Here is a 22,148-nt window from a genome sequence, read left to right as displayed (position 1 = left end):
AATGAGACAGGTGGCCAGTAATCAAAACTATCAGTTCACATTAACAATTAAACATACGGACTATATTGTCAGGGATCACCGGGTGCATGGCACCCGGATTATACCCGGTGTCACATTTTTAGATATGATATACCGTATGGCGCTGAGCAAAGGTTTGCCTATTGAAGAACTCGAGTGTCAGAATATTTTGTATTTGGAACCTGTAGCAACATCGGATACCTTTGACAGAGAAATCCGCATCCGTTTTCAGGGATTGGAACAGGGATGGGAAATTCAGGCGAAGAGCAGAAAGGTAAAAGATGACCGCATTCTGGATGAAAGCTGGGATGAGAATATGAACTGCAGGCTCATGCCGAAAATCCCGGAAAGCATGAGTTCAATCAATATTGATGAAATTAAACATGCCTCCGCCCGTGAAGCTGATATGGAGATATGTTATGACTATTTAAAAAAGGTTGATATAGAGCATTTTGAATTTATGAAGAGTCTGGGGAAGGTTTATGCGTCTGACCATTCTGTACTTGCAGAGTTGACGCTCAGCCAAATTGCCAATCAATATAACGGCTATTTTCAATTGCATCCCACTTTTCTTGATGCGTCTACCATCATATCGATCCTTTATCAGGCATGTCCCGAATATTTTACACAAGGATCTCCGGCAAGCCGGATGAAAACGTATATTCCCATTCATATTGAATCTTTCCGTATGACGAAGCGCCTGGAAGACAGGTGTTATGTGTACATAAAGAAGCAAGACCAAAATCATGATTCAGGGGATGTCATCCAAGTAAGTTACGGTTTGTACGATGCACACGGGGAGATGATCGCTTATTTTACGCGGCTGTCTGTGAAACATATTCGCTCAAAAGATTTAATTGAAAACCTGAAGCAGACTCGTTTGGAAACTGAAGCGGCTTCTCAGCCAAAAGACAGCCTGATCAGAAAAGATTCAATCATAAATCGAAGCGAAAGCATCGAGACACACCTTAAAGAATTAATATCCGGGGTTTCAAATATAGATCTGCGTGACATAAGGACAGACATTGGTTTTTATGAACAGGGCCTGGATTCAGCTTCTTTGCTTGCCATTGTCAAAGAACTTGAAAACAAAACAGGGGAACAGCTGTATCCTACACTCCTGTTTGAGCAGAAAACGATCCGGGAACTCGCCGCGTATATTAAAGAAAATCAAAAAATGTCCAGTTATTTCTTAACGCAAAATCAACCGGCTGAAAAGCCTGACATGAAAGAAAGTAAGAACGAAAATCTTTCCGCTCTTATAACAGAAGGAGACATTCAGCAGCTGATCGCAGATATCAAAGGAACTGCCCCTGAAACACTCTCTGTGGTAAAAGGTTTTTATGAACAAGGCCTCGATTCCGTAACACTTATGCAAGCCGTAAAGGCATTGGAAGAGAAAACAGGCAGGGAACTGTACCCTACTTTATTGTTTGAGTATCCGACAATTCAAAAACTTGCAAACTATTTTGCAGAGAGCGGCGAAAAGACGTCCGTTGAAAAAGACCTCCCTCTTCATCATGGAGAGAATCATACGGCTCTGACCTATTTAACACCGCATTGGAGACAAAAGGCTGCTTCTTGGGACCCGAATTGCGGAAATAAAAAGAAAACAACATACCTGCTGTTTCAATATGACAGAGAGCTTTTTCATTTTATGCGGGAAAATGCTGAAAATGGATTCGGAAATACACAGATCATTCTCGTTTTATCAGGGAATCGTTTCTCCTATCAGGGAGACGGTGTTTATGAGATAGATCACAGGGAGGAAGCTCACTTTGACAGGCTTGCAGCTGATCTGAAAAAAAGGGGGCAAATGCCCGACACCGTGGTTTACGGGTGGCCGGAAGGGTCATTTGCCGGCCCGGAAAAAATAAATGAACAGCTTTCTAAAGGGGCTTACCCGCTATTCTTTTTCAGCCGGGCATTGATGCGCAGCAAGGCGGAAAAAAAGGTTGTATCGCTTTTCCTTTATCCGGCGGACCATAAAAATGATCAGCCGCTTTACGCTTCAGTCCATGGCGCAGGGCAGTCTATTTTGCTTGAGAACCCGAAACTGGCCCTTAAGACAATCGGGATATCAGTTTCAGACAAGTCATCGTTGCCGGATCTCACAGCTGAAATCATCAGATGCGAATCAACTGAAGCGCATCCGGGAGAAACCGATCTTTATTATGAAGGAAATGTGCGCTGGGTCCGTGCCTTACGGGAAGCGGAACCGGCTCAAAACTCAGGTTTCTCCTTTAAAGAAAACGGAGTATACATGATTACAGGAGGGGCCGGCGGCTTAGGCCTTATATTTGCAGAACATATCGCAGCCCAAACGAAAGCCAATATTATTTTAGCGGGCCGTTCTGAACTTACGGAAGACAAAAAGAACAAAATCAGCCGAATGAAAGCAGGCGGTTCTTCGGTTCAATATATAAGAGGTGATTTTTCAGATAGCCGCGATGCAGAGCGAATCATAAAAACCATTAAAAGGCAATTCGGAGAAATCAACGGTGTGATACACAGTGCCGGTGTGACGCACGACGCTTTATTGATTCAAAAATCAAAAGATGAAATCCAGGAAGTGATCGCTCCGAAAATAAATGGGACGGTCTTATTGGACAGCTTGCTGCAAACCGAACCTTTGGACTTCTTTGTGATGTTTTCATCAAGCAGCTCGATGTACGGGAATATCGGTCAGACGGACTACGCATTGGCCAACCGGTTCATCGATCTTTTCGCTGAGTGGCGTGAAGGAATGAGGCGGAAAAAAGAACGCTCCGGCGTCTCAGTAGCCATCGGCTGGCCGCTATGGGAAGACGGCGGCATGAAAGTGGATAAACAAACTGAAAAATGGATGAAACAAAAAATCGGTATGGTTCCTCTTAGTAAAACCAATGGGATCAAAGCTTTTCAAGATTCACTCTCTCTGAACGCATCACAGCTGATCGTGTTTGAAGGTGACAAAGAAAAATTGAAATCTGCACTTCAAGATACCTTCATGGAGGATGAAAGCCGTGAGATCCAAATAAAAGAAACAGCTGATACAAGGCATCAAGACATTGCCATTATCGGATTAAGCGGGAAGTATCCGATGGCTGAAGACTTACCTGAATTTTGGGAGAATTTAAAGAGCGGAAAAGATTGTATTACAGAAATCCCGCCTGACCGCTGGAATATGGATGATTTCTTCAGCGAAGACAGAGATATGAAAGGGAAGTCTTACAGCAAGTGGGGAGGTTTTATCAGCGGAGCCGATCAATTTGATCCGCTTTTCTTTCATATTTCCCCAAGGGAAGCAGAACTTATGGATCCCCAGGAAAGGCTCTTTTTAGAAACGGCCAAAAATTGTTTTGAAGACTCAGGATACCCGAGAAACATGCTGGAAAAGATGAAAGTCGGTGTATTTGTCGGTGCAATGTGGGGCCAATATCAACTATTTGAAGGAGAAGAAAATGGAGTGGCTTTCTCGCCGGCTTCCGTCTATTCTTCAATTGCCAATCGGGTGTCTTATTATTTTCATTTAAAAGGTCCGAGTTTGGCTCTGGATACAATGTGCTCTTCATCACTGACCTCTATTCATTACGCATGCCAAAGCATACATTGCGGAGAGAGCGATATGGCATTAGCCGGCGGAGTGAATTTGTCAATACATCCGAATAAATATAAGTTCCTCAGCATGGGACAGTTTCTATCAAGTGACGGCAGATGCCGGAGTTTTGGAAAAGACGGAAGCGGTTATGTTCCCGGTGAGGGAGTCGGAGCCGTATTGTTAAAACCATTGAAAAAAGCAATAGAAGATCAAGATCAAATATACGGTGTGATTAAGGGAAGCGCCGTTAATCACGGAGGAAAGACGAGCGGATATTCCATACCGAATCCGGATGCGCAGGCGGAGGTCATTTCAGAAGCGCTTCGTAAAGCTGACATTGATCCGAATACCGTCAATTATATTGAAGCGCATGGAACGGGTACGTCATTAGGCGATCCGATTGAAATTCAAGGACTGAAAGATTCCTATCAACTGAATCATCCTTGCGCCATCGGTTCGGTGAAATCAAATATCGGACATTTAGAATCTGCGGCAGGAATCGTCGCGGTAACGAAAGTGCTTCTCCAAATGAAGAATAAGCAGCTTGTTCCTTCTCTGCATTCCGATATTGTTAATCCGTTTATAGATTTTGAGCAGGTTCCTTTTCAAGTGCAGCGGAAAGCGGCTGAATGGAATATTCCGCAAAACAGCAATGCTGTTCATCCTTTGAGAGCCGGGGTAAGCGCTTTTGGGGCAGGAGGGACAAACGCGCATCTTATATTGGAAGCGTATGAGCCGCCAAAAGCTTTTGATCATCAAAGCGGCCGAGTGATCTTTGTTTTATCGGCTCAAGACAAACAACGGCTGATAAAGTATGCGAAGGTTATGGCTGATTTTCTATCAGAAAATGAATCGAAGGATAACAATCATAAACTGCGTCTTCAGGATATTGCCTATACACTTCAGACGGGACGCGATCATATGGAAGAACGGCTGGCGATAGTGGCAGATTCCGGGCAGGTCATTGCTGAAGAGCTCTCAGCTTATATCAGGGGTGAAAAAAGCAGCTTGAGCTATACCGGTAATACATTCGAATCAGAAGTTCACAATGAAATGCCTCACGCTTGTTCAGATTACGCCGAAGCAGCATCCAAATGGGTAAATGGAAGAAAGATAGATTGGGAGACTTTTGAGGTGAATCGGAATGCCCGCAGGATTTCTATTCCGGGACAACCGCTGATCAAACAGCGGTATTGGATAGCGGAAAAAGGGGAAACGCTTGTTTCAGCGGATGTGAGTAAGCCGGGTCACCCTTTCTTGGGGAGTAACACGTCCGATTTTAATCAGTTCAGTTTCACGAAAAAAATCAGCCGTAATCATCCGTTCGCACTAAGTCTGTCTGAAGGAAACGTGTCCTTTTTCCCTTATGCATCTTTGGCTGAAATGGCTATCGTCAATGCAGCGGCGGCATTTGGACAACCAGTTCATACATTAACTGATTTATTGTGGACCGAAAGCATGAACGGAATGACTGATATACGGGAACTGATGATTACGCTGACGCCTGAGCGCGGCTTTGCGCGGTTTGACATATATGCAAACACAAAAAATGAGAATAAAGTACGTCTTGCCAGGGGAAATGCGCATATTGTTAAGCCTGAAAGCGGTATGCTTCCTGAAGCGCTTGATATTGCTGAAGTCAAATCAGAAATGACTGAACATCCTGCTGAATCGCCTTTTGTCATTGAATCAGCGAAAAACAGTGACGGAATGCTGTCGTTTCATTCATTGCCGGATGAGCTTTATGCAAAAAGAGAGAATTTTACGATCTCTCCCGAAGCGCTTGAGTCCGCAATTCAAGCCAGTGCGTTTTTTGTCAGCGGAGAAACCTTCCCGGAATTGATCGGAATGGGAGCGGCGGATGTCTATCAGCCTCTCGCTCAAAATTTTTATGTCTATACTCAAAAAGAGAACCGGCAGAACAGCCGTGATGTAACGTGTCATATGACATTTACAGATGAAAACGGAAGCATTCTGGCAGAGTGCAGAGATGTGAGATTCAGATATGGTCATAAAAAAGGCACTGTTCAGACGGACGACGAACTCATTCGTCTCCTGCGTCAATTAGAAACCAATGATATTGATCAGAAGGCTGTATTGAAACAATTAATGGGGGAAGAATGATGAACGGAAAACGTGAACAAATCAGCGATATTCTTGATCTGATTCAATCAGGACAGATATCGGCTGACGAAGGCTATGCCCGTGTGACATCCATTCAGAATCAAAAATCACGGGCATCGAACCATCCGCTTTTTTATTACAAGCCGGAATGGACAGAATCGTTCATTCCGAATAAGAAGAGCGCACCCTTGACGGGATTGCTCCTGATTTTTGCAGAAAATGAACGGCAAATACAAGAATTGAGCGGTTTGTTTAAGGACTGTACTCTCTTGTTTGTTATCCGCGGAAAAGAATTTGCTGTTTTACATGATGATACGATTTGTATGAACCACGTGAAAAAAGACGATTATCTAAAGCTGTTCCGGTACATTCATGATCATTATCAGCTGCCCGAAAAGATTCTTCACTTGTGGTCTGATTCTCAGGCTGACATGAGTAAGGGAGGTATACAGAAACAATTGGAAAACGGATTGTTTTCTCTTCTGTATATTACACAGGCGCTGATTGAACTAAAATGGAAAAAGATAATAAAGCTGACGCATATTTTTCAAACTGAGAATAAAGAACAACTGCCGCTGCATCATGCTCTCGGCGGATTGGTGAAAACCGTTCACCAGGAACACCCCAATTTTCACTATCAGATTATCAATATCACGCAATCAGAGGGTACGGGAGCCGCTCTTCCAGCAATAGCGGATATATATCAGAGAGAGTGTGACGAAAAACGGGATATCCATTTTGAAGTGCGCTATGAAAACGGCAGACGTTTTACAAAAGGCTATAATAAAGCCGGCTCATTCGATTTAACCCAGCCGCTGAAACATCATGGGAATTATCTGATTACAGGAGGCCTGGGCGGTCTCGGTTATATATTGGCAAAACATCTGTCGGAAAAATGGAAAGCGAATCTCATATTGACGGGGCGCTCTGATTTAACTGAAGAGCAGGAGAAAAAGATCGAATATTTAAGAAGTTCAGGTTCAACAGTTGAATATATCCGATCTGATGTTTCAAAACAAAGTGATGCTGAACGGATGTTTGCTTTTGCAAAAGAGCAGTTCGGCACCTTACATGGAGTATTTCACAGTGCCGGCGTACTCCGTGACTCTTTTATCTTAAGAAAGACAAAAGAAGAAATTGATCAAGTCACAGGTTCGAAAGTTTATGGCACGTTGTGGCTGGCGGAAGAAATCAAAAAAATGAAAGTTGAATTACTTGTCTTGTTTTCATCCACATCGGCAGTCTTCGGCTCAGCCGGCCAATGTGACTATGCTTTCGCCAATGCCTGTTTGGATCAGTATGCAGCAGTTATGACCGCAAAAGAGTCTGCCGGAAGGGTAGTGTCAGTCAATTGGCCGCTATGGGCTTCCGGCGGGATGAATATTGACGATGAAGGAATATCCTACATGAAACAGGAACTCGGTCTTGACCCGTTAGATGACAGTGACGGAATACAGGCTCTGGAGAACAGCTTGTGTCAACCATCTGAACAGCTGATTGCCCTGAAAGGCCGAAAAGAAAAGATTGAGGATGTGCTGAAGCGTGCCGGTACAATCAGCTTACATTCAGACCAGCAGGAAGATGCCGATTTGAAAAACGATGAATTAAGACAAAATATAATCAGTTATCTGAAAAATATAATGTCCGAAGAATTGAAATTACCTGCCTCACTCATAGATGAAAAACAATACCTGGAGAAATACGGCATTGATTCAGTGATGATCATGCGTCTGACCAAAAAGCTGGAGCAAAGTATCGGCAGATTGTCGAAAACATTGTTTTTTGAATATCATTCAATATCGCAGTTAGCCGAATATTTCCTGAGTCATCACAGCGAACGAATGATGAAACTGCTGAACCCGGCCGGCACATCTGAACTTGTTTCATATCAAAAAAAGCAAAAAAGAAAACCAGTGGAAACAAAAGCGCCGGTACGCTCTGAAGAAGATTCAAAAGAGCACATTGCGGCCGATCCCCTTTCTGCTGATATAGCCATTATCGGTGTCAGCGGCAGATACCCGGATGCGGAAAACATCAGGGAGTTCCAAAATGTGCTGATGAATGGACGGGATTGCGTAAGCGAAATTCCTGATGACCGGAAGGAAATGCTGGAGGGAAGCTGTTATAAGTGGGGAGGTTTTCTGAAAAATCCAGACCGGTTTGATCCATTATTTTTCCGGATATCACCGAAAGAAGCGGCTTTTCTTGATCCTCAGGAACGTCTCTTTTTAGAGACAGTGTACAATACCATAGAGGATGCGGGTTATAAACCTTCAGATCTGACCCGCAAAAAGGTCGGAGTTTTTGCAGGCGTCACATATGGAAGCTATCAATTTTTCGGCGTTGAAGAATCACTTAAAGGAAATGAACTGGCCGTCGGGTCTCCATTTTCTGCAATAGCAAACAGAATATCGTATTTCTTTAACTTTAAGGGGCCGAGTATGGCGGTTGATACAATGTGTTCATCCTCTCTTAACGCCATTCACTTAGCCTGTGAAAGTATACGAAGAGGAGAAAGCACACTTGCTGTTGCGGGCGGGGTCAATCTTACGCTTCATCCGAATAAATATACATTATTAAATCAAAGCCGCTTCTTTGCAAGTGATGGCCGATGCCGTACATTCGGCGAGGGCGGTGACGGTTATGTACCGGGAGAAGGAGTGGGATCCGTACTTTTAAAGCCGGCGGCGGAAGCGGTAAGGGACGGAGATCATATTTATGCGCTGATTAAAGCGACAGCGGTTAATCACGGAGGGAGAACAAACGGTTTTACGGTTCCTAATCCAAATGGTCAGTCTGAACTGATACAGGACGCGCTTCAGAAAGCTTGTATTGACCCTCGTACAATTAGTTATATTGAAGCTCACGGAACGGGAACTGCTCTGGGAGACCCGATTGAGATCACCGGGTTAACAAAAGCGTTTCGGGAATTTACGGAGCACACTCAATATTGTTCCATCGGTTCTGTCAAATCAAATATCGGCCATCTTGAGGCCGCAGCGGGAATTGCCGGTTTGACAAAGGTTCTTTTGCAAATGAAACTGAAAAAACTGTTTCCTTCCATACATGCGGAGACGCTGAATCCAAATATTGATTTTAAAGCATCTCCTTTTTATGTACAGCGGTCATTGCAAGACTGGAAGAAACCGAAACTGCAGGAAAACGGAAAAACAGTAACTGTTCCGAGAAGAGCGGGGATCAGCTCATTCGGAGCGGGAGGAACGAATGTTCATATCATTATAGAAGAATATGAAGAAACAAACGCCTCAACAGAACATGTTGAGAACGAACCGCATATTGTCCTGTTATCTGCCAAAGACAATGAACGTCTTCTTGAGTATGCCGAAAACATGAGAGATTTTATCCAACGTTCACTAAGTCCTGAAGTAAAGGATAAACAGCCTGATATGGAAGAAAAGGTGAATGAAGTACTCAAACCGTTTGTTTCGGAATTGCTTCATATCCATCCGGAAGAAATTAATATTGCTGATCACCTGAGTGAATTTGGCGTAGGTCCTTTGGAATTAAGCCGGATGGCGGATTTTATTAACGAAATGTTTCATATTGAACTCACGATGTATGAATTAACTGATTGCCCCTCCATTCAAGCGGTTACTGAATACTTATTGAAGGAATATGCCGGAGCGATAAGAAACATGTTCCCGAATGAAGTGATGGAAGCCGGCCAATCGGAAAGCGTCGTTTTACGGGATCTGGCATACACTACACAATCGGGCAGAGAAGCGATGGAGGCCAGAGCGGCGATCACCGGTACCTCTCTTAAAGAAATTAAGGATAAATTATTTGAGTTTTGCCGCGGTGACAAGCAAGTTCCAGGCGTATATGTTAATCAGCAATCAGCAGATGCATTTGCTGAAAAAATGAAGGCGTTAACGGAAGGCAGAGCAGGTGAATTGTTTGTAAAGACCATTATTGAGAACGGTGAAGCGGAAAAGCTGGCTCAATTATGGGTTTGGGGGGCGGATATCGATTGGAAAACCGTTCATCAACATTTACAGCAGCCGGGTAAACGGATCTCAATTCCGACTTATCCGTTTGCGAAAGAACGTTATTGGGTTCCGTCCAGGACTGAGAAGACAGAGATCCCTCAGCATTCTTTTCAACATCACTTGCAAAAAAAATGGAGGGAGAATCCGTTTGTAAATCCATCCGAAACAAAAGAGTACGGACTGACAGTAGTATTTGTAAATCAAGACACAGAATCAATTGCCCGCACCATTTGTTCGGATATAGATCAGGAGAATCTGATTGTCATAAAACATCACTCTTCATTTATAAAACACTCTGATCAAATGTTTGAGTGTTCTTTATTAGATGAAAACCACGCATACGACGTTATCCGTGAGATCTTCTCGGGCGGTGAGCGGCAGGTCGAAAATATATTTGATTTCTCAGATATCGGAAACCAGAGTGAAAATCAGAACGGCATCCCATATGGTAAATTCTTATTTATACAAGAAATAATTAAGAGGAGTAAAAAGGAAACACCATTATCCATTTTACAAATCACCAATGGCTTGCAGGTATTTAAAGCGGGAAAACCAAAGCTGACGGGGGCAGAATCAGCGGCTTTTCTGAAAGCCCTTTCTGCGGAATACGGCTTTGTTCATGTGAAAACAATAGATATAGACAGCATGAAAGAAACGTATGAGCTGAAACAAATCTTTGAGAATGAAAGGGCGCAATGTACCGGAGAGAATGAAGTATGCTACCGCAGCGGCGTCAGATATGTTCCGTATTTTGAAGAAGAAAGAATCCATACTGGCGAGCCTGTTTCATTTCCTGCGGATAAAGCCATCGTGATTACCGGCGGGACAGGGGGCATTGGCAGAGCAATAGCTGAAGATTTGGTGAAACGGGGAGTGAAAAAACTCGTACTGACGGGTACGCGTCCATTACCTTTGCGAAGTGAATGGGATCATTTGCTGAAAGAGGGCAGACAGGACGAAAAGACAGTCAGCAATATCAAACTGTTTCAAAGTTTTGAAGAGAAAGGTGTCAACTATCTGTATTACAGCGGTTCTCTCACAAATGAAGAGAAGCTGCGTTCATTCTTTCACCAAGTAAGCCTTGAATTTAAAGATATAAGCGGTGTCATACACTGTGCCGGACTGCACAGCGGCGGAAATCCGGCCTTTATTCATAAAAGAATGAGTGAATTTAAGACGGTGTACGGGCCGAAAGTCACTGGACTTCAGAATTTGGAGCGGATTTTTAATAATAGGCCGCTGGATTTCTTTATTCTATTTTCATCAATTGCTGCACAGTCACCCAAACTGTCGAAAGGAATGACTGATTACGCGTCGGCAAACGCATATATGGACTATTTCGCGGCTTATCATTTTCAAAAGGGGAGAACGTATTTCACGTCCATCAATTGGCCGAGCTGGAAAGAAGTCGGAATGGGTACTGTGACGAGTCCTTTATATGATGAATTGGGATTGGACTCTCTTTCCACACGGGAAGGACTGGCGATTTTGTATCATGCACTGGAGAGAAAATCGGCCAATATCATTCCTATCGCGAAAAAAGGAACAGTGTTTCATGCAGACAGTCTCCTGAACATCAATAAAACCGGCGGAGCTTCGGTTCCAGTCCGAAGACAGGAGACTCCCGACACTTTTGAGCGTTCAGAAGGGCTTGTCAGTGAACTTTCTGCCGTATTTGCCGAGGAATTGAGCATTCCCCTTGAAAAGCTTAACCCAAATACGGATTTTCAGGAATACGGTGTGGATTCTATACTTCTTGTCAGCATAATACATCGTATAGAAGCAATGATTCAGAAAAAAATTGACCCTACTGTGCTTCTTGAACACAACACGATTCATGGTCTTGCGGAATATATCGGTAAGACGGCGCCGCCGTTGAAAAAACAAATCGAACAGACTGATTCTCAAAGCAGCAATCAGCAAGATATGCAGTCTGTGACGAGCCGAAATACAGAACTTCAGACGGCTTCCTCTGCAAAGATAGCTGTTATCGGAATCGGATGTAAGTTCCCTGGAGCGGCTGATAAAGAGGAATTTTGGGACAATCTGAGAAAAGGGAAGAATCATATTAAAGAAGTACCTGATTCCCGGTGGAATATAGAAGAAAATTACTCTCCGGTGCAGCAAAAGGGAAAAAGCATCAGCAAATGGGGAGGGTTTATCAATGGAATCGGCAGCTTCGATCCGGAGTATTTCCGCATGGAAGAGGAGAAAGCCATCCAAACGGACCCGCTGATAAGACATTTCTTAGAAACGAGTGTACAGACTGTACGGGATGCCGGTTATGAAGAAACGGAATTATCGGGAAAAAAAGTCGGCGTATTTGTCGGTTCCAGAATGGGCGGCTACGGTCACAAACTGCCGAAAGAAAGCAGCAGCCACATCGTCGGGCTTAGTCAAAACTTTATTGCTTCACATGTGTCGCATTTCTTTAATTTTCACGGTCCAAGCATGGTTTCTGATACCGCTTGTTCTTCTTCATTAGTCAGCATTCATTTAGCCTGCCAAAGCATAAAAAACGGTGATTCAGAGATGGCGCTGGCAGGAGGGGCGGATCTGCTTTTGGATGAAATTCCTTACCTGATGTTAACAGAAGGAGGAGCTCTTTCGCCGGACGGTCAGTGTTTTACTTTTGATGAAAGGGCAAACGGCTTTGTACCCGGAGAGGGTTTTGGCGCTGTTCTGTTAAAACCGCTGGAGAAAGCAAAAGCAGACGGAGATCGGATATACGGTATCATTGAAGCATCAGCTATTAATAACGACGGTGCGACAATGGGAATCACGACCCCGAATCCTAAGCTTCAAGAGCAGGTTATTCAAGATGCATTTGAAAAAGCCGATATCACTCCCGGATCAGTCAGCTACGTCGAAACTCACGGCACAGGCACGATGATTGGAGATCCGATTGAGCTTCAGGCTCTGACAAAAGTATTCCGAAGAGACACAAACAAAACGCAATTTTGCGGAGTAGGAAGTGTAAAAACCAATATCGGACACTTATTAAGCGCTGCCGGAGCGGCAAGTTTCATTAAAGTGATTTTATCAATATGGCATAAGGAAATTCCGCCTACATTGAATTGTGAAACGCCAAATCCCCGCTTTGAATTTGAAAAGTCGCCTTTTTATCCGAATACAGAACTGAGAAGCTGGAAGGATGGAAAACGGAGGGCGGGCATCAGCGCTTTCGGTTTTGGCGGAACAAACGCCCACCTTTTGGTAAGCGGCCTGGATGATTCATATCATTCCGTCAGAAATCCGCTGCCGCCTGCCGAGTTTGTCAGAAAAGAGTACTGGCCGGATTCAAATCGGAAAAAACAAATCAAACAAAATAAAAAACGGCTTCTTGAAATTATTGATGAAACAGAGTAGCACCTGCTCTGTTTCTTTACTTTGTAAAAGAAGAAAGGTTGTCGAGTTGCATGAGGTTCAGCGTATTAGTCAAACATGACGATTATATTGTTTCAGACCATGTCCTTCATCAAGTGCGTACGATACCCGGCGTAACGTATCTGGATTTAATAACCCGATTTTTAGCTGAGAAAGGGATATCCCCCCGAAGTTTTGAAATCAAACATGTTTTATTCCGTGAACCTGTTGCGACGTCAGTCCATTTTGATAAAAAAGTCAGCTTCCAGTTTACGCAACAAGAAAACGGCTGGCTTGTTGAAACAACAAGCAGGAAATGGGTCGCTGAAAAGGCGGAAGGTGAAGCGTCAGTCAACTTGCAGGCGGAAATCATAAGAAAAAATGCGATAAACGAAAAGACAATTTCAATCGAAGAATTAAAGAAAGGGGCCGTCCGGACTACGGATGCTGAATCCGCCTATCGTAATTTGCGCAGAGGCGGCCTGATTCATAAAGATTTTATGAAATTGGAAGGTACAGTATATGAAGGTGAAAATTATATTCTGGGAGAGGTCAGTTTAAGCGGACTTTCAAAAGAATATACGGATGACTTTTACATGCATCCCGCATTTTTGGATGGGTCTCTCAGCTTGTTGGGAATCCTTACATCAGACTTGCCGGATGAAGGAACAAATGCGTTTATCCCTATATATATTGAGACGTTCCGGGCACTGCATAAAACAACTGGGTCTTGTTTTGTGTATATTGATAAAAACAGTATAACGCAGCCGCCTTCTAAAGACATTTTATATGCGGACATAGAAGTATACAGGCCTGATGGAGAGCTTGCTTTTTATTATGAGCGATTCGGTGTGAAAAGAGTCAGAAATGAAAAATCAATACAAAGGCTGGAGCATTCCCAAAAAGCTAAAGAGATCGGCAGCGCAACGAACAATAAAGAAATGATCAGAAATAATTTGATCCAAGAGATAGCCGGCATGATTGAAAAACCTGCAGAAACAGTGAAGAATGATATTTTCTTTTACGAGATGGGCTTGGATTCTAAACAATTATTAGACTTATCCAAAAAATTAGAACTGATGTTAGATACAAAGCTGTACCCGACTTTATTATTTGATTACTCCACAATCGGTGAATTGACGGAATATCTGCAGGAGAAATACGGAGCCGACATTACAGACTCTATCTCTGTTACAGTTCAGCACCAAGACAGTCATAAAACATTAACAGATGAGCTGTCATCCATTATTGGAGAGGTTACAAACACACCGCCAAATAAAGCGGACAAACACCAATCTTTTTACGAACTGGGTCTTGACTCAAAACAGCTGCTGCATATATCGAAAATGCTCGAGGAAAGATTAGATACACAATTGTATCCGACATTGCTTTTTGATTATAACAATATTCATGATTTAGCGGCTTATTTAGAAGAAAAATATGATGTGCGTAATACGCCGGCCGCAGCTTTTAAAGAAAAAACGCAAACGAAAGAGCCGTCTGAAAAGCCGATGCTTGAATCTTTGTATTTACAAAAAGAATGGATAGAATTGCCATTAAAGTCCGGAGAAGTACCAATGGAAAATACATTGATTTTCGATTTCGACAGTTCATTGAGTGATGAAATCCGAAAGTACATCGGCAGTGAAAATGTTATTTATGCGGAAGCCGCCGATGAATATGAAATGGTAAATGAAAAGCATTATAAATTTAATCCGGAGCAGTCTGCTCATTACACCAGACTGTTAGAAGATATGAAAAAGTCCGGAGCGTTTCCGGCGTCAATCATTCATTACCTGTCAAAAAAAGCTTATACTGAAGCAGCGTTAGATCTGACTCACAGCTTTTATTCAATTCTTTATTTGAGCAAAGCTTTGATCCATCAAAAAGTAAAAGAAAACATCAACATTCTGTACGTACATGACAAGGGTCAATATACAAATCCGGTTTACGCCGCGATTGGAGGCTTTTTTAAAACGCTGAATGCGGAGCAGCCGAATATAAAGTGTAAAACGGTTGAGATTTCTTCAAGACAAACCATTGAAAAAGCACCTTTGCTTCTCAATGAATTAAGTGCCGGACATCATCAGGCTGTGAAATATGACGGCGATCAAAAAAGGTGGGTGACAGCATATAAAGACGCTTCGCTGCAAACAGGACAAAAGGCCGCAAAGTTTGCAAAAAACGGGGTGTATCTCATCATCGGAGGGTTAAGCGGCATCGGCTGGATTATTTCAGCGTTTCTTTATGCAAATCACGGAGCCAGCGTTATTATTGCCGGACGATCGAAAATGACAGCAGACATGGAAGAAAAATTAGACAGCATCCGCTATAACGGGGCAAGCATTTCTTATATCCAGGCTGACATGTCAGATAAGCAGCAGGTCATCAAGTTAGCGGAAAAAATTCATGCTGATTATTCCGAAATCAACGGGGTCATTTACAGTGCAGGCGTGTTAAAAGACTCTCTCATTATGAATAAAACAGACGCGGAAGCTCAAGCGGTGCTGCAATCAAAGGTCAATGGTGTGATTCATTTGGATGAAGCGCTCAGAGATATGCCTTTAGACTTTTTTGTTTTGTTTTCTTCCATCTCCTCAGAAATCGGAAGTCTGGGTCAAGCCGATTACGCCTACGCCAATCGTTTTCTGGAGCATTTTGCCGAGTGGAGGGAATGTATGAGAAAGGCGGGGGGGAGATCAGGAAAAACCATCGCTGTAAATTGGCCTTTCTGGAAAGACGGAGGCATGTCAGTTGATCCCGGCATTCAAGATATTATGAAAATGGAGTACGGACTTCACCCATTAGAAAATACTGCCGGAATCAAAGCATTTGAACACTCGCTTCTCGGCCAAGGCCACCAGCTGATCGTGTTATACGGAGAAAAAGAAAAAATACAAAACGATTTCAAGCCGTTATCCGCCCGTTCAGCACCGCCTCTAGTAAGAGATTCAGCGATTGCAGCCGATTTTGATGCTTCGTCAATCGTTACGGGAGAAGCTGAAAGTCCTTTCCGAATACTCGGCACGGCTTCCAATCGTCATCTCGACGATTATTTGCATTATTGGAGCAGACTGAAGAAAGGAGCCCTTCAGCACGATCAAAGCGATGCCGCAAAAAAACTCATCGCTTTTTACCAGACAGAAGAAACGGAAACCGTTCATTTTCTGGCAAACACAGAAAATGCCCGGCATATGGAAATATTGATGAGCGGTAAGGGCGAAACAATTTTACTGATTTGCGGTTTTGCTACCACTGCTTACATGTGGAAAGAACAAATGAAGGAATGGGCAGATCAATTTAATGTAATTGTCATACACACACCGGGTTACGGGCTGAGTGAGGGGAGCGCCGATTTTACACTGAGCGGGCTGGCTCAGACTTTTATCGAAGTGCTGAACGAGTTAGGGGTTGCTTGGCCGATCCACATTGCGGCAGCTTCTTGGGGAGGCATGATAGGGCAGAGGATAGCCTATGAATACCCCGAAAAAGTAAAAACACTCATTCTTTCCGGAAGTTACACCGAATACGAAGAAGACCCTGAAAGCAGTGTCGAGGAAAAACTGAAAAATGATTTTATAGCTATAGGAAAGTCGCATGAATATGAAAGTTTATACAGTAATCAATTCTTAAATGCTTCTATTGAACGTTTTATGAAGATACATCAACAAGAAGGCTATTCTACAATCGGCTTTTTAAAAGACATTCATACAAGAACGCTTATCCTTACAGGTGAGAAGGAAAGCGTAGTTGATCAGAAAGAAACAAAAAGGCTGCGGAAACTGCTGAGCAATGCAGAATTAAAGAAAATTAAGGGAGCGGGGCATCTTCCGAACATCACACATCCGGAAGAATTTAATAAAGCAGTGTCAGAATTCATCAAGAAATCAGTAAGTAAGTGATGAAAACGATACATACAGTACAGGGGGAGAAAACAATGAAACAAACAATAAGCAATCCGGCATTTGATATGAAACAAATTAACGCTCTTAACAGCCATTATCAGACGATGATAGACAATGGAGATCTGCAATGTGCGAGTTATATGATGTCAAGAGGAGGTGAGGTTTTTGCAGCTGAGTCGTTAGGGGAATTTACCGGCGGACAAAACGAAAAGCAACCATTTCAGCTTGATACAATCAGAGAAATCGGTTCTTTGACAAAAGTGTTTACCGCTGTAGCCGTCATGCAGCTCGTCGAAAAAGGTTTGCTCGATCTGAAAATGCCGGTCAAGCTCATTTTGCCTGCGTTTGATAAACCGGGTTTCGGAGAAATTAAAATTTTGCACCTTTTGACTCATACGGCGGGATTAAGTTTTGAGCTGGATATTCAAAAGGCTGAAGGCATTGACTTAACGAATGAGGAAGAATGGATAAACTATCTCGTCAGTACGCCTTTGGAGTACGGAGCGGATGAAGCATGGAACTATTCCAGAACCGGTTTTGTTATACTTGGCATCATTATTTCAAAAGTAACAGGCGTATCCTACGAACAGTATGTAACAAAGCATATTATTGAAGCGCTAGGATTAGAAAGAACGTATTTTTATGTGCCTGATGCTTTAAAAGAAGAAGTTTGTGTGATCAATGAGCACGAGTGCGTACAGCTGGAAAAAAGTCATCACCCGTATTTTCCGAATAAAGCGACAAGCGGTCTGTACTCTTCGTTGCGAGATATTTGGAAGTTGGCTGAAATGTTTAGAAATAAAGGCAGATTGAAAGATAAGAAGCTGCTTGGAAGAAAAACAGTCGAGGCGATGCTGAGAAATCAAATAAAGCCCGGTCTTCCTTTTTACTTCTTCGGAGCGCCCAGGGAGGAAGGCGGCTTTGGTTTAGGCGTTAATTTGTGGCCGGCCGGTGACCATTATTTCATGACAGAAGGCACCTTTTCACATCTTGGAATGGGTTGGTGCGGCATGTTTTCTGATCCAGCCGAAGATTTTACGTATGTATTTTTCACTCCGATTTCCGAGTTTCATCCTCATGCCGTGCTGACGCCGCTGAATATCGTGTGGGCGGGTATTGAATAATTAGACAAAAGCATCGTCCCGTCTGTTCGGCAGGCGGGACGATTGCTAACTGCCCGTTTTTATTCCGCGGCATCTTTTCAAAGCCCGCCCCTAAGTTAAATAACTTAATTTACTCTTTGTAATTTTTTTTAATTATAGTACAGTAGAGCATTTTTATAATACAGTTTAAAGTCTTTTATAGTACAGTTTGGCGCAATATGATCTTAAGTTTTATAAGCGGTTTCAAAATGAGGTTATAAATGATTGACGGCTTTGTTTAATTACTGTAAACTATGGTTGTTGATCATATTGTACTAATAAAAAATCTTTTTTTATTAGTACAGTTTAAACGTCATTATCTTTGCTTAAGCGCTATGTGAATTTCTGAATGATTAATTTTAGAATTGCAGAGCATGATAAGACTGTTTTTAATACGGATGGCTAAACGGTATCCTAACCCTGTTAAATCAAAAGAAGAGGTGGTTTAAAAAATGGCTGCAAAGACAAAAACTTCAATTGTTGATAGCAAAAAACAATTTGATGCTATTCATAAGCAGTTTGAAACGTTCCAAATTTTAAATGCTGAAGGAGAAGTCGTAAATAAAGACGCAATGCCTGATCTTTCAGATGATCAGTTAAAGGAATTAATGAGAAGAATGGTGTATATCCGCATTTTAGACCAGCGTTCAATTTCTCTTTCCCGTCAAGGACGTTTAGGTTTCTATGCACCGACAGCGGGCCAAGAAGCTTCTCAAATTGCATCACACTTCGCGCTTGAACAGGACGACTTTATCCTTCCGGGTTATCGTGACGTTCCTCAGCTGATTTGGCACGGGCTTCCTTTACACCAGGCATTCCTGTTCTCAAGAGGCCATTTTAAAGGTAATCAGATGCCTGAGGGAGTAAATGCTTTATCACCTCAAATTATTATTGGTGCTCAAATTATTCAAACCGCAGGTGTAGCTTTAGGTCTTAAAAAGCGCGGTAAAAAAGCGGTAGCTATTACTTACACTGGTGACGGCGGAGCTTCTCAAGGTGACTTCTATGAAGGAATGAACTTTGCCGGAGCATTTAAAGCGCCAGCGATCTTCGTTGTTCAGAATAACCGCTATGCGATTTCAACTCCTGTAGAAAAGCAATCATCCGCACAGACAATTGCCCAAAAAGCAGTTGCCGTCGGTATTACAGGTGTTCAAGTAGACGGAATGGATGCACTAGCCGTTTATGCTGCAACCGCAGAAGCACGCCAGCGCGCAATTAACGGTGAAGGTCCGACTCTGATCGAAACTCTTACATTCCGTTACGGACCTCATACAATGTCCGGTGACGATCCGACTAAATACCGTACGAAAGAAATAGAAAATGAATGGGAGCAAAAAGACCCGCTCGTACGTTTCCGCAAGTTCTTGGAAAACAAAGGACTATGGTCTGAAGAAGAAGAGAACAAAGTGATTGAACAGGCCAAAGAAGAAATCAAACAAGCTATCAAAAAGGCTGACGGCGAATCAAAACCGAAAGTAACAGAGCTGATTGAGAATATGTTTGAAGAGCCGACGTTCAACTTGAAAGAACAACTTGAAATTTACAAAGCGAAGGAGTCGAAGTAAGCCATGGCGCAAATGACAATGATTCAAGCGATCACTGATGCGTTACGCACAGAACTGAAAAACAATGAAAACGTTCTGCTTTTCGGGGAAGATGTAGGCGTTGCCGGAGGCGTATTCCGTGCAACTGAAGGCCTTCAAAAAGAATTCGGTGAGGACCGCGTATTTGACACGCCACTTGCTGAATCCGGTATCGGCGGTCTCGCTCTCGGTTTAGGCCTGCAAGATTACCGTCCTGTTATGGAAATCCAATTCTTCGGATTCGTATATGAAGTAATGGATTCAATCTCAGGACAAATGGCTCGTCTCCGCTACCGTTCCGGCGGACGCTGGACTTCTCCGGTGACAATCCGTTCTCCATTCGGCGGAGGGGTTCATACACCCGAACTTCACGCTGACAGTTTGGAAGGCCTTATCGCTCAGCAGCCGGGTATTAAAGTTGTTATCCCTTCCACTCCTTACGATGCAAAAGGACTGCTGATTGCCTCTATCAGAGACAATGATCCGGTTGTTTTCTTAGAGCATATGAAACTTTACCGTTCTTTCCGTCAGGAAGTTCCTGAGGAGGAATACACAATCGAGCTTGGCAAAGCTGATGTGAAACGCGAAGGTACTGACCTTTCTATCATCACATACGGCGCGATGGTTCATGAGTCGCTTAAGGCTGCTGAAGAGCTTGAAAAAGAAGGCGTTTCTGCTGAAGTTATCGACCTTCGAACTGTAAGTCCGCTTGATATTGATACGATTATTGCTTCTGTTGAAAAAACAGGCCGCGCAATTGTCGTGCAAGAAGCTCAAAAACAAGCCGGCATCGCTGCCAACGTTGTAGCTGAAATCAATGACCGCGCGATTCTGAGCCTGGAAGCTCCGGTTCTGCGTGTTGCGGCGCCTGATACAGTATTTCCTTTCTCGCTTGCTGAGAGCGTATGGCTTCCAAACCATAAAGACGTTCTTGAAACTGCGAAAAAAGTTCTTGAATTTTAATCAGGCATCATAAAAGACGGTAAAGAGAGTCCTTTTCTCTATATGAAGGAGTCTGTTTACTAGGTTCAATGCTTGCGAATGCATAACTAAAATTTGCTTAATCAACTAGGAGGTCGAAAACTGTGGCATTTGAATTTAAACTTCCGGATATCGGGGAAGGTATCCACGAAGGCGAAATCGTAAAATGGTTTGTTAAGCCGAACGACGAGGTAGAAGAAGACGATGTTCTGGCTGAAGTGCAAAATGATAAAGCAGTGGTAGAAATTCCTTCACCTGTTAAAGGAAAAGTATTAGAATTAAAAGTTGAAGAGGGAACAGTTGCAACTGTTGGACAAACGATTATTACGTTTGACGCACCTGGTTACGAAGATCTTCAATTTAAAGGAAGCCATGATTCAGGAGATGCGAAAACTGAAGCTCAAGTTCAGTCGTCTGCTGAAGCAGGGCAGGATATCTCTAAAGAAGAGACTCCTAAAGAGCCTGCAAAAGAAACCGGCGCAGGACAGCAGGACCAAGCGGAAGCTGATCCGAACAAACGCGTGATCGCGATGCCTTCCGTACGCAAATATGCCCGTGAAAAAGGCGTGGATATCCGTAAAGTAACAGGTTCAGGCAATAACGGACGTGTTGTAAAAGAAGATATCGACAGCTTTGCAAATGGAGGAGCGGCTCAAGAAGCGGCACCGCAAGAAACAGCTGCACCTCAGGAAACAGCTAAACCTGCAGCGGCTCAGGCTCCTGAAGGCGAATTCCCTGAAACACGCGAAAAAATGAGCGGTATCCGTAAAGCGATCGCGAAAGCAATGGTGAACTCTAAGCATACTGCACCGCACGTAACTCTTATGGATGAAGTTGACGTAACAAATCTTGTTGCTCACCGCAAACAGTTCAAACAAGTTGCTGCTGATCAAGGCATCAAGCTGACTTATCTGCCTTACGTCGTCAAAGCATTAACATCCGCTTTGAAAAAATTCCCTGTTTTAAACACATCTATTGATGATAAAACAGATGAAGTGATCCAAAAACATTACTTCAACATCGGAATTGCAGCGGATACCGAAAAAGGCCTGCTTGTGCCGGTAGTGAAAAATGCCGACCGTAAAGCCGTTTTCGAAATCTCTGATGAAATCAACAGCCTTGCTACAAAAGCGCGTGAAGGCAAGCTTGCACCTGCGGAAATGAAAGGCGCTTCTTGCACGATCACAAATATCGGTTCTGCCGGAGGCCAATGGTTCACACCGGTTATCAACCACCCAGAGGTTGCGATTCTCGGTATCGGCCGTATTGCTGAAAAAGCGATCGTCCGTGATGGTGAAATTGTAGCTGCTCCTGTCTTAGCTCTTTCTCTCAGCTTTGACCACCGTATGATTGACGGAGCAACTGCACAAAATGCGTTAAACCACATCAAGCGTTTACTGAACGATCCACAACTTATTTTAATGGAGGCGTAATGT

Annotated in this window: 7 protein-coding genes; all 7 read left to right on the top strand. The window is 43.2% G+C overall.

The annotated features are described in order from the left end of the window. Positions 1–10 precede the first annotated feature (10 nt). Positions 11–5,722: an SDR family NAD(P)-dependent oxidoreductase gene (locus OQ477_RS07935; protein WP_323054502.1), complete on the top strand. Its 5,712-nt coding sequence runs from the start codon at positions 11–13 to the stop codon at positions 5,720–5,722. Further along, the gene (locus OQ477_RS07930; protein WP_265972008.1) at positions 5,722–13,101 is read left to right on the top strand and encodes a type I polyketide synthase; all 7,380 of its coding nucleotides are present in this window, start codon (positions 5,722–5,724) and stop codon (positions 13,099–13,101) included. Before OQ477_RS07935 ends, OQ477_RS07930 begins: the two co-directional genes overlap by 1 nt. A gap of 50 nt (positions 13,102–13,151) precedes the next feature. After that, a complete protein-coding gene (locus tag OQ477_RS07925; RefSeq protein ID WP_265972007.1) occupies positions 13,152–17,000 on the top strand; it encodes an alpha/beta fold hydrolase in 3,849 nt (1,282 codons plus the stop codon). A gap of 35 nt (positions 17,001–17,035) precedes the next feature. Beyond that, on the top strand, positions 17,036–18,127 hold the full coding sequence (locus OQ477_RS07920; protein WP_265972006.1) for a serine hydrolase domain-containing protein: 1,092 nt from the start codon (positions 17,036–17,038) through the stop codon (positions 18,125–18,127). Positions 18,128–18,597: 470 nt separating this feature from the next. Further along, positions 18,598–19,713, top strand: coding sequence for a pyruvate dehydrogenase (acetyl-transferring) E1 component subunit alpha (pdhA, locus tag OQ477_RS07915; RefSeq protein ID WP_007611171.1), 1,116 nt, complete (start codon positions 18,598–18,600; stop codon positions 19,711–19,713). A gap of 3 nt (positions 19,714–19,716) precedes the next feature. Next, positions 19,717–20,694 (top strand): pyruvate dehydrogenase complex E1 component subunit beta, encoded by a 978-nt coding sequence (gene pdhB, locus OQ477_RS07910; protein ID WP_003154528.1) that lies wholly within the window; start codon positions 19,717–19,719, stop codon positions 20,692–20,694. Positions 20,695–20,816: 122 nt separating this feature from the next. After that, positions 20,817–22,145 carry a pyruvate dehydrogenase complex dihydrolipoyllysine-residue acetyltransferase gene (gene pdhC, locus OQ477_RS07905; RefSeq protein WP_007611173.1) on the top strand — a complete coding sequence of 443 codons (1,329 nt, stop codon included), beginning with the start codon at positions 20,817–20,819 and terminating at the stop codon, positions 22,143–22,145. Positions 22,146–22,148: the final 3 nt, after the last annotated feature.

It is taken from the genome of Bacillus sp. ChL18, from assembly GCF_026241425.1.
Taxonomy (GTDB): domain Bacteria; phylum Bacillota; class Bacilli; order Bacillales; family Bacillaceae; genus Bacillus; species Bacillus velezensis.
This window is presented reverse-complemented; position numbering and strand designations above follow the sequence as displayed.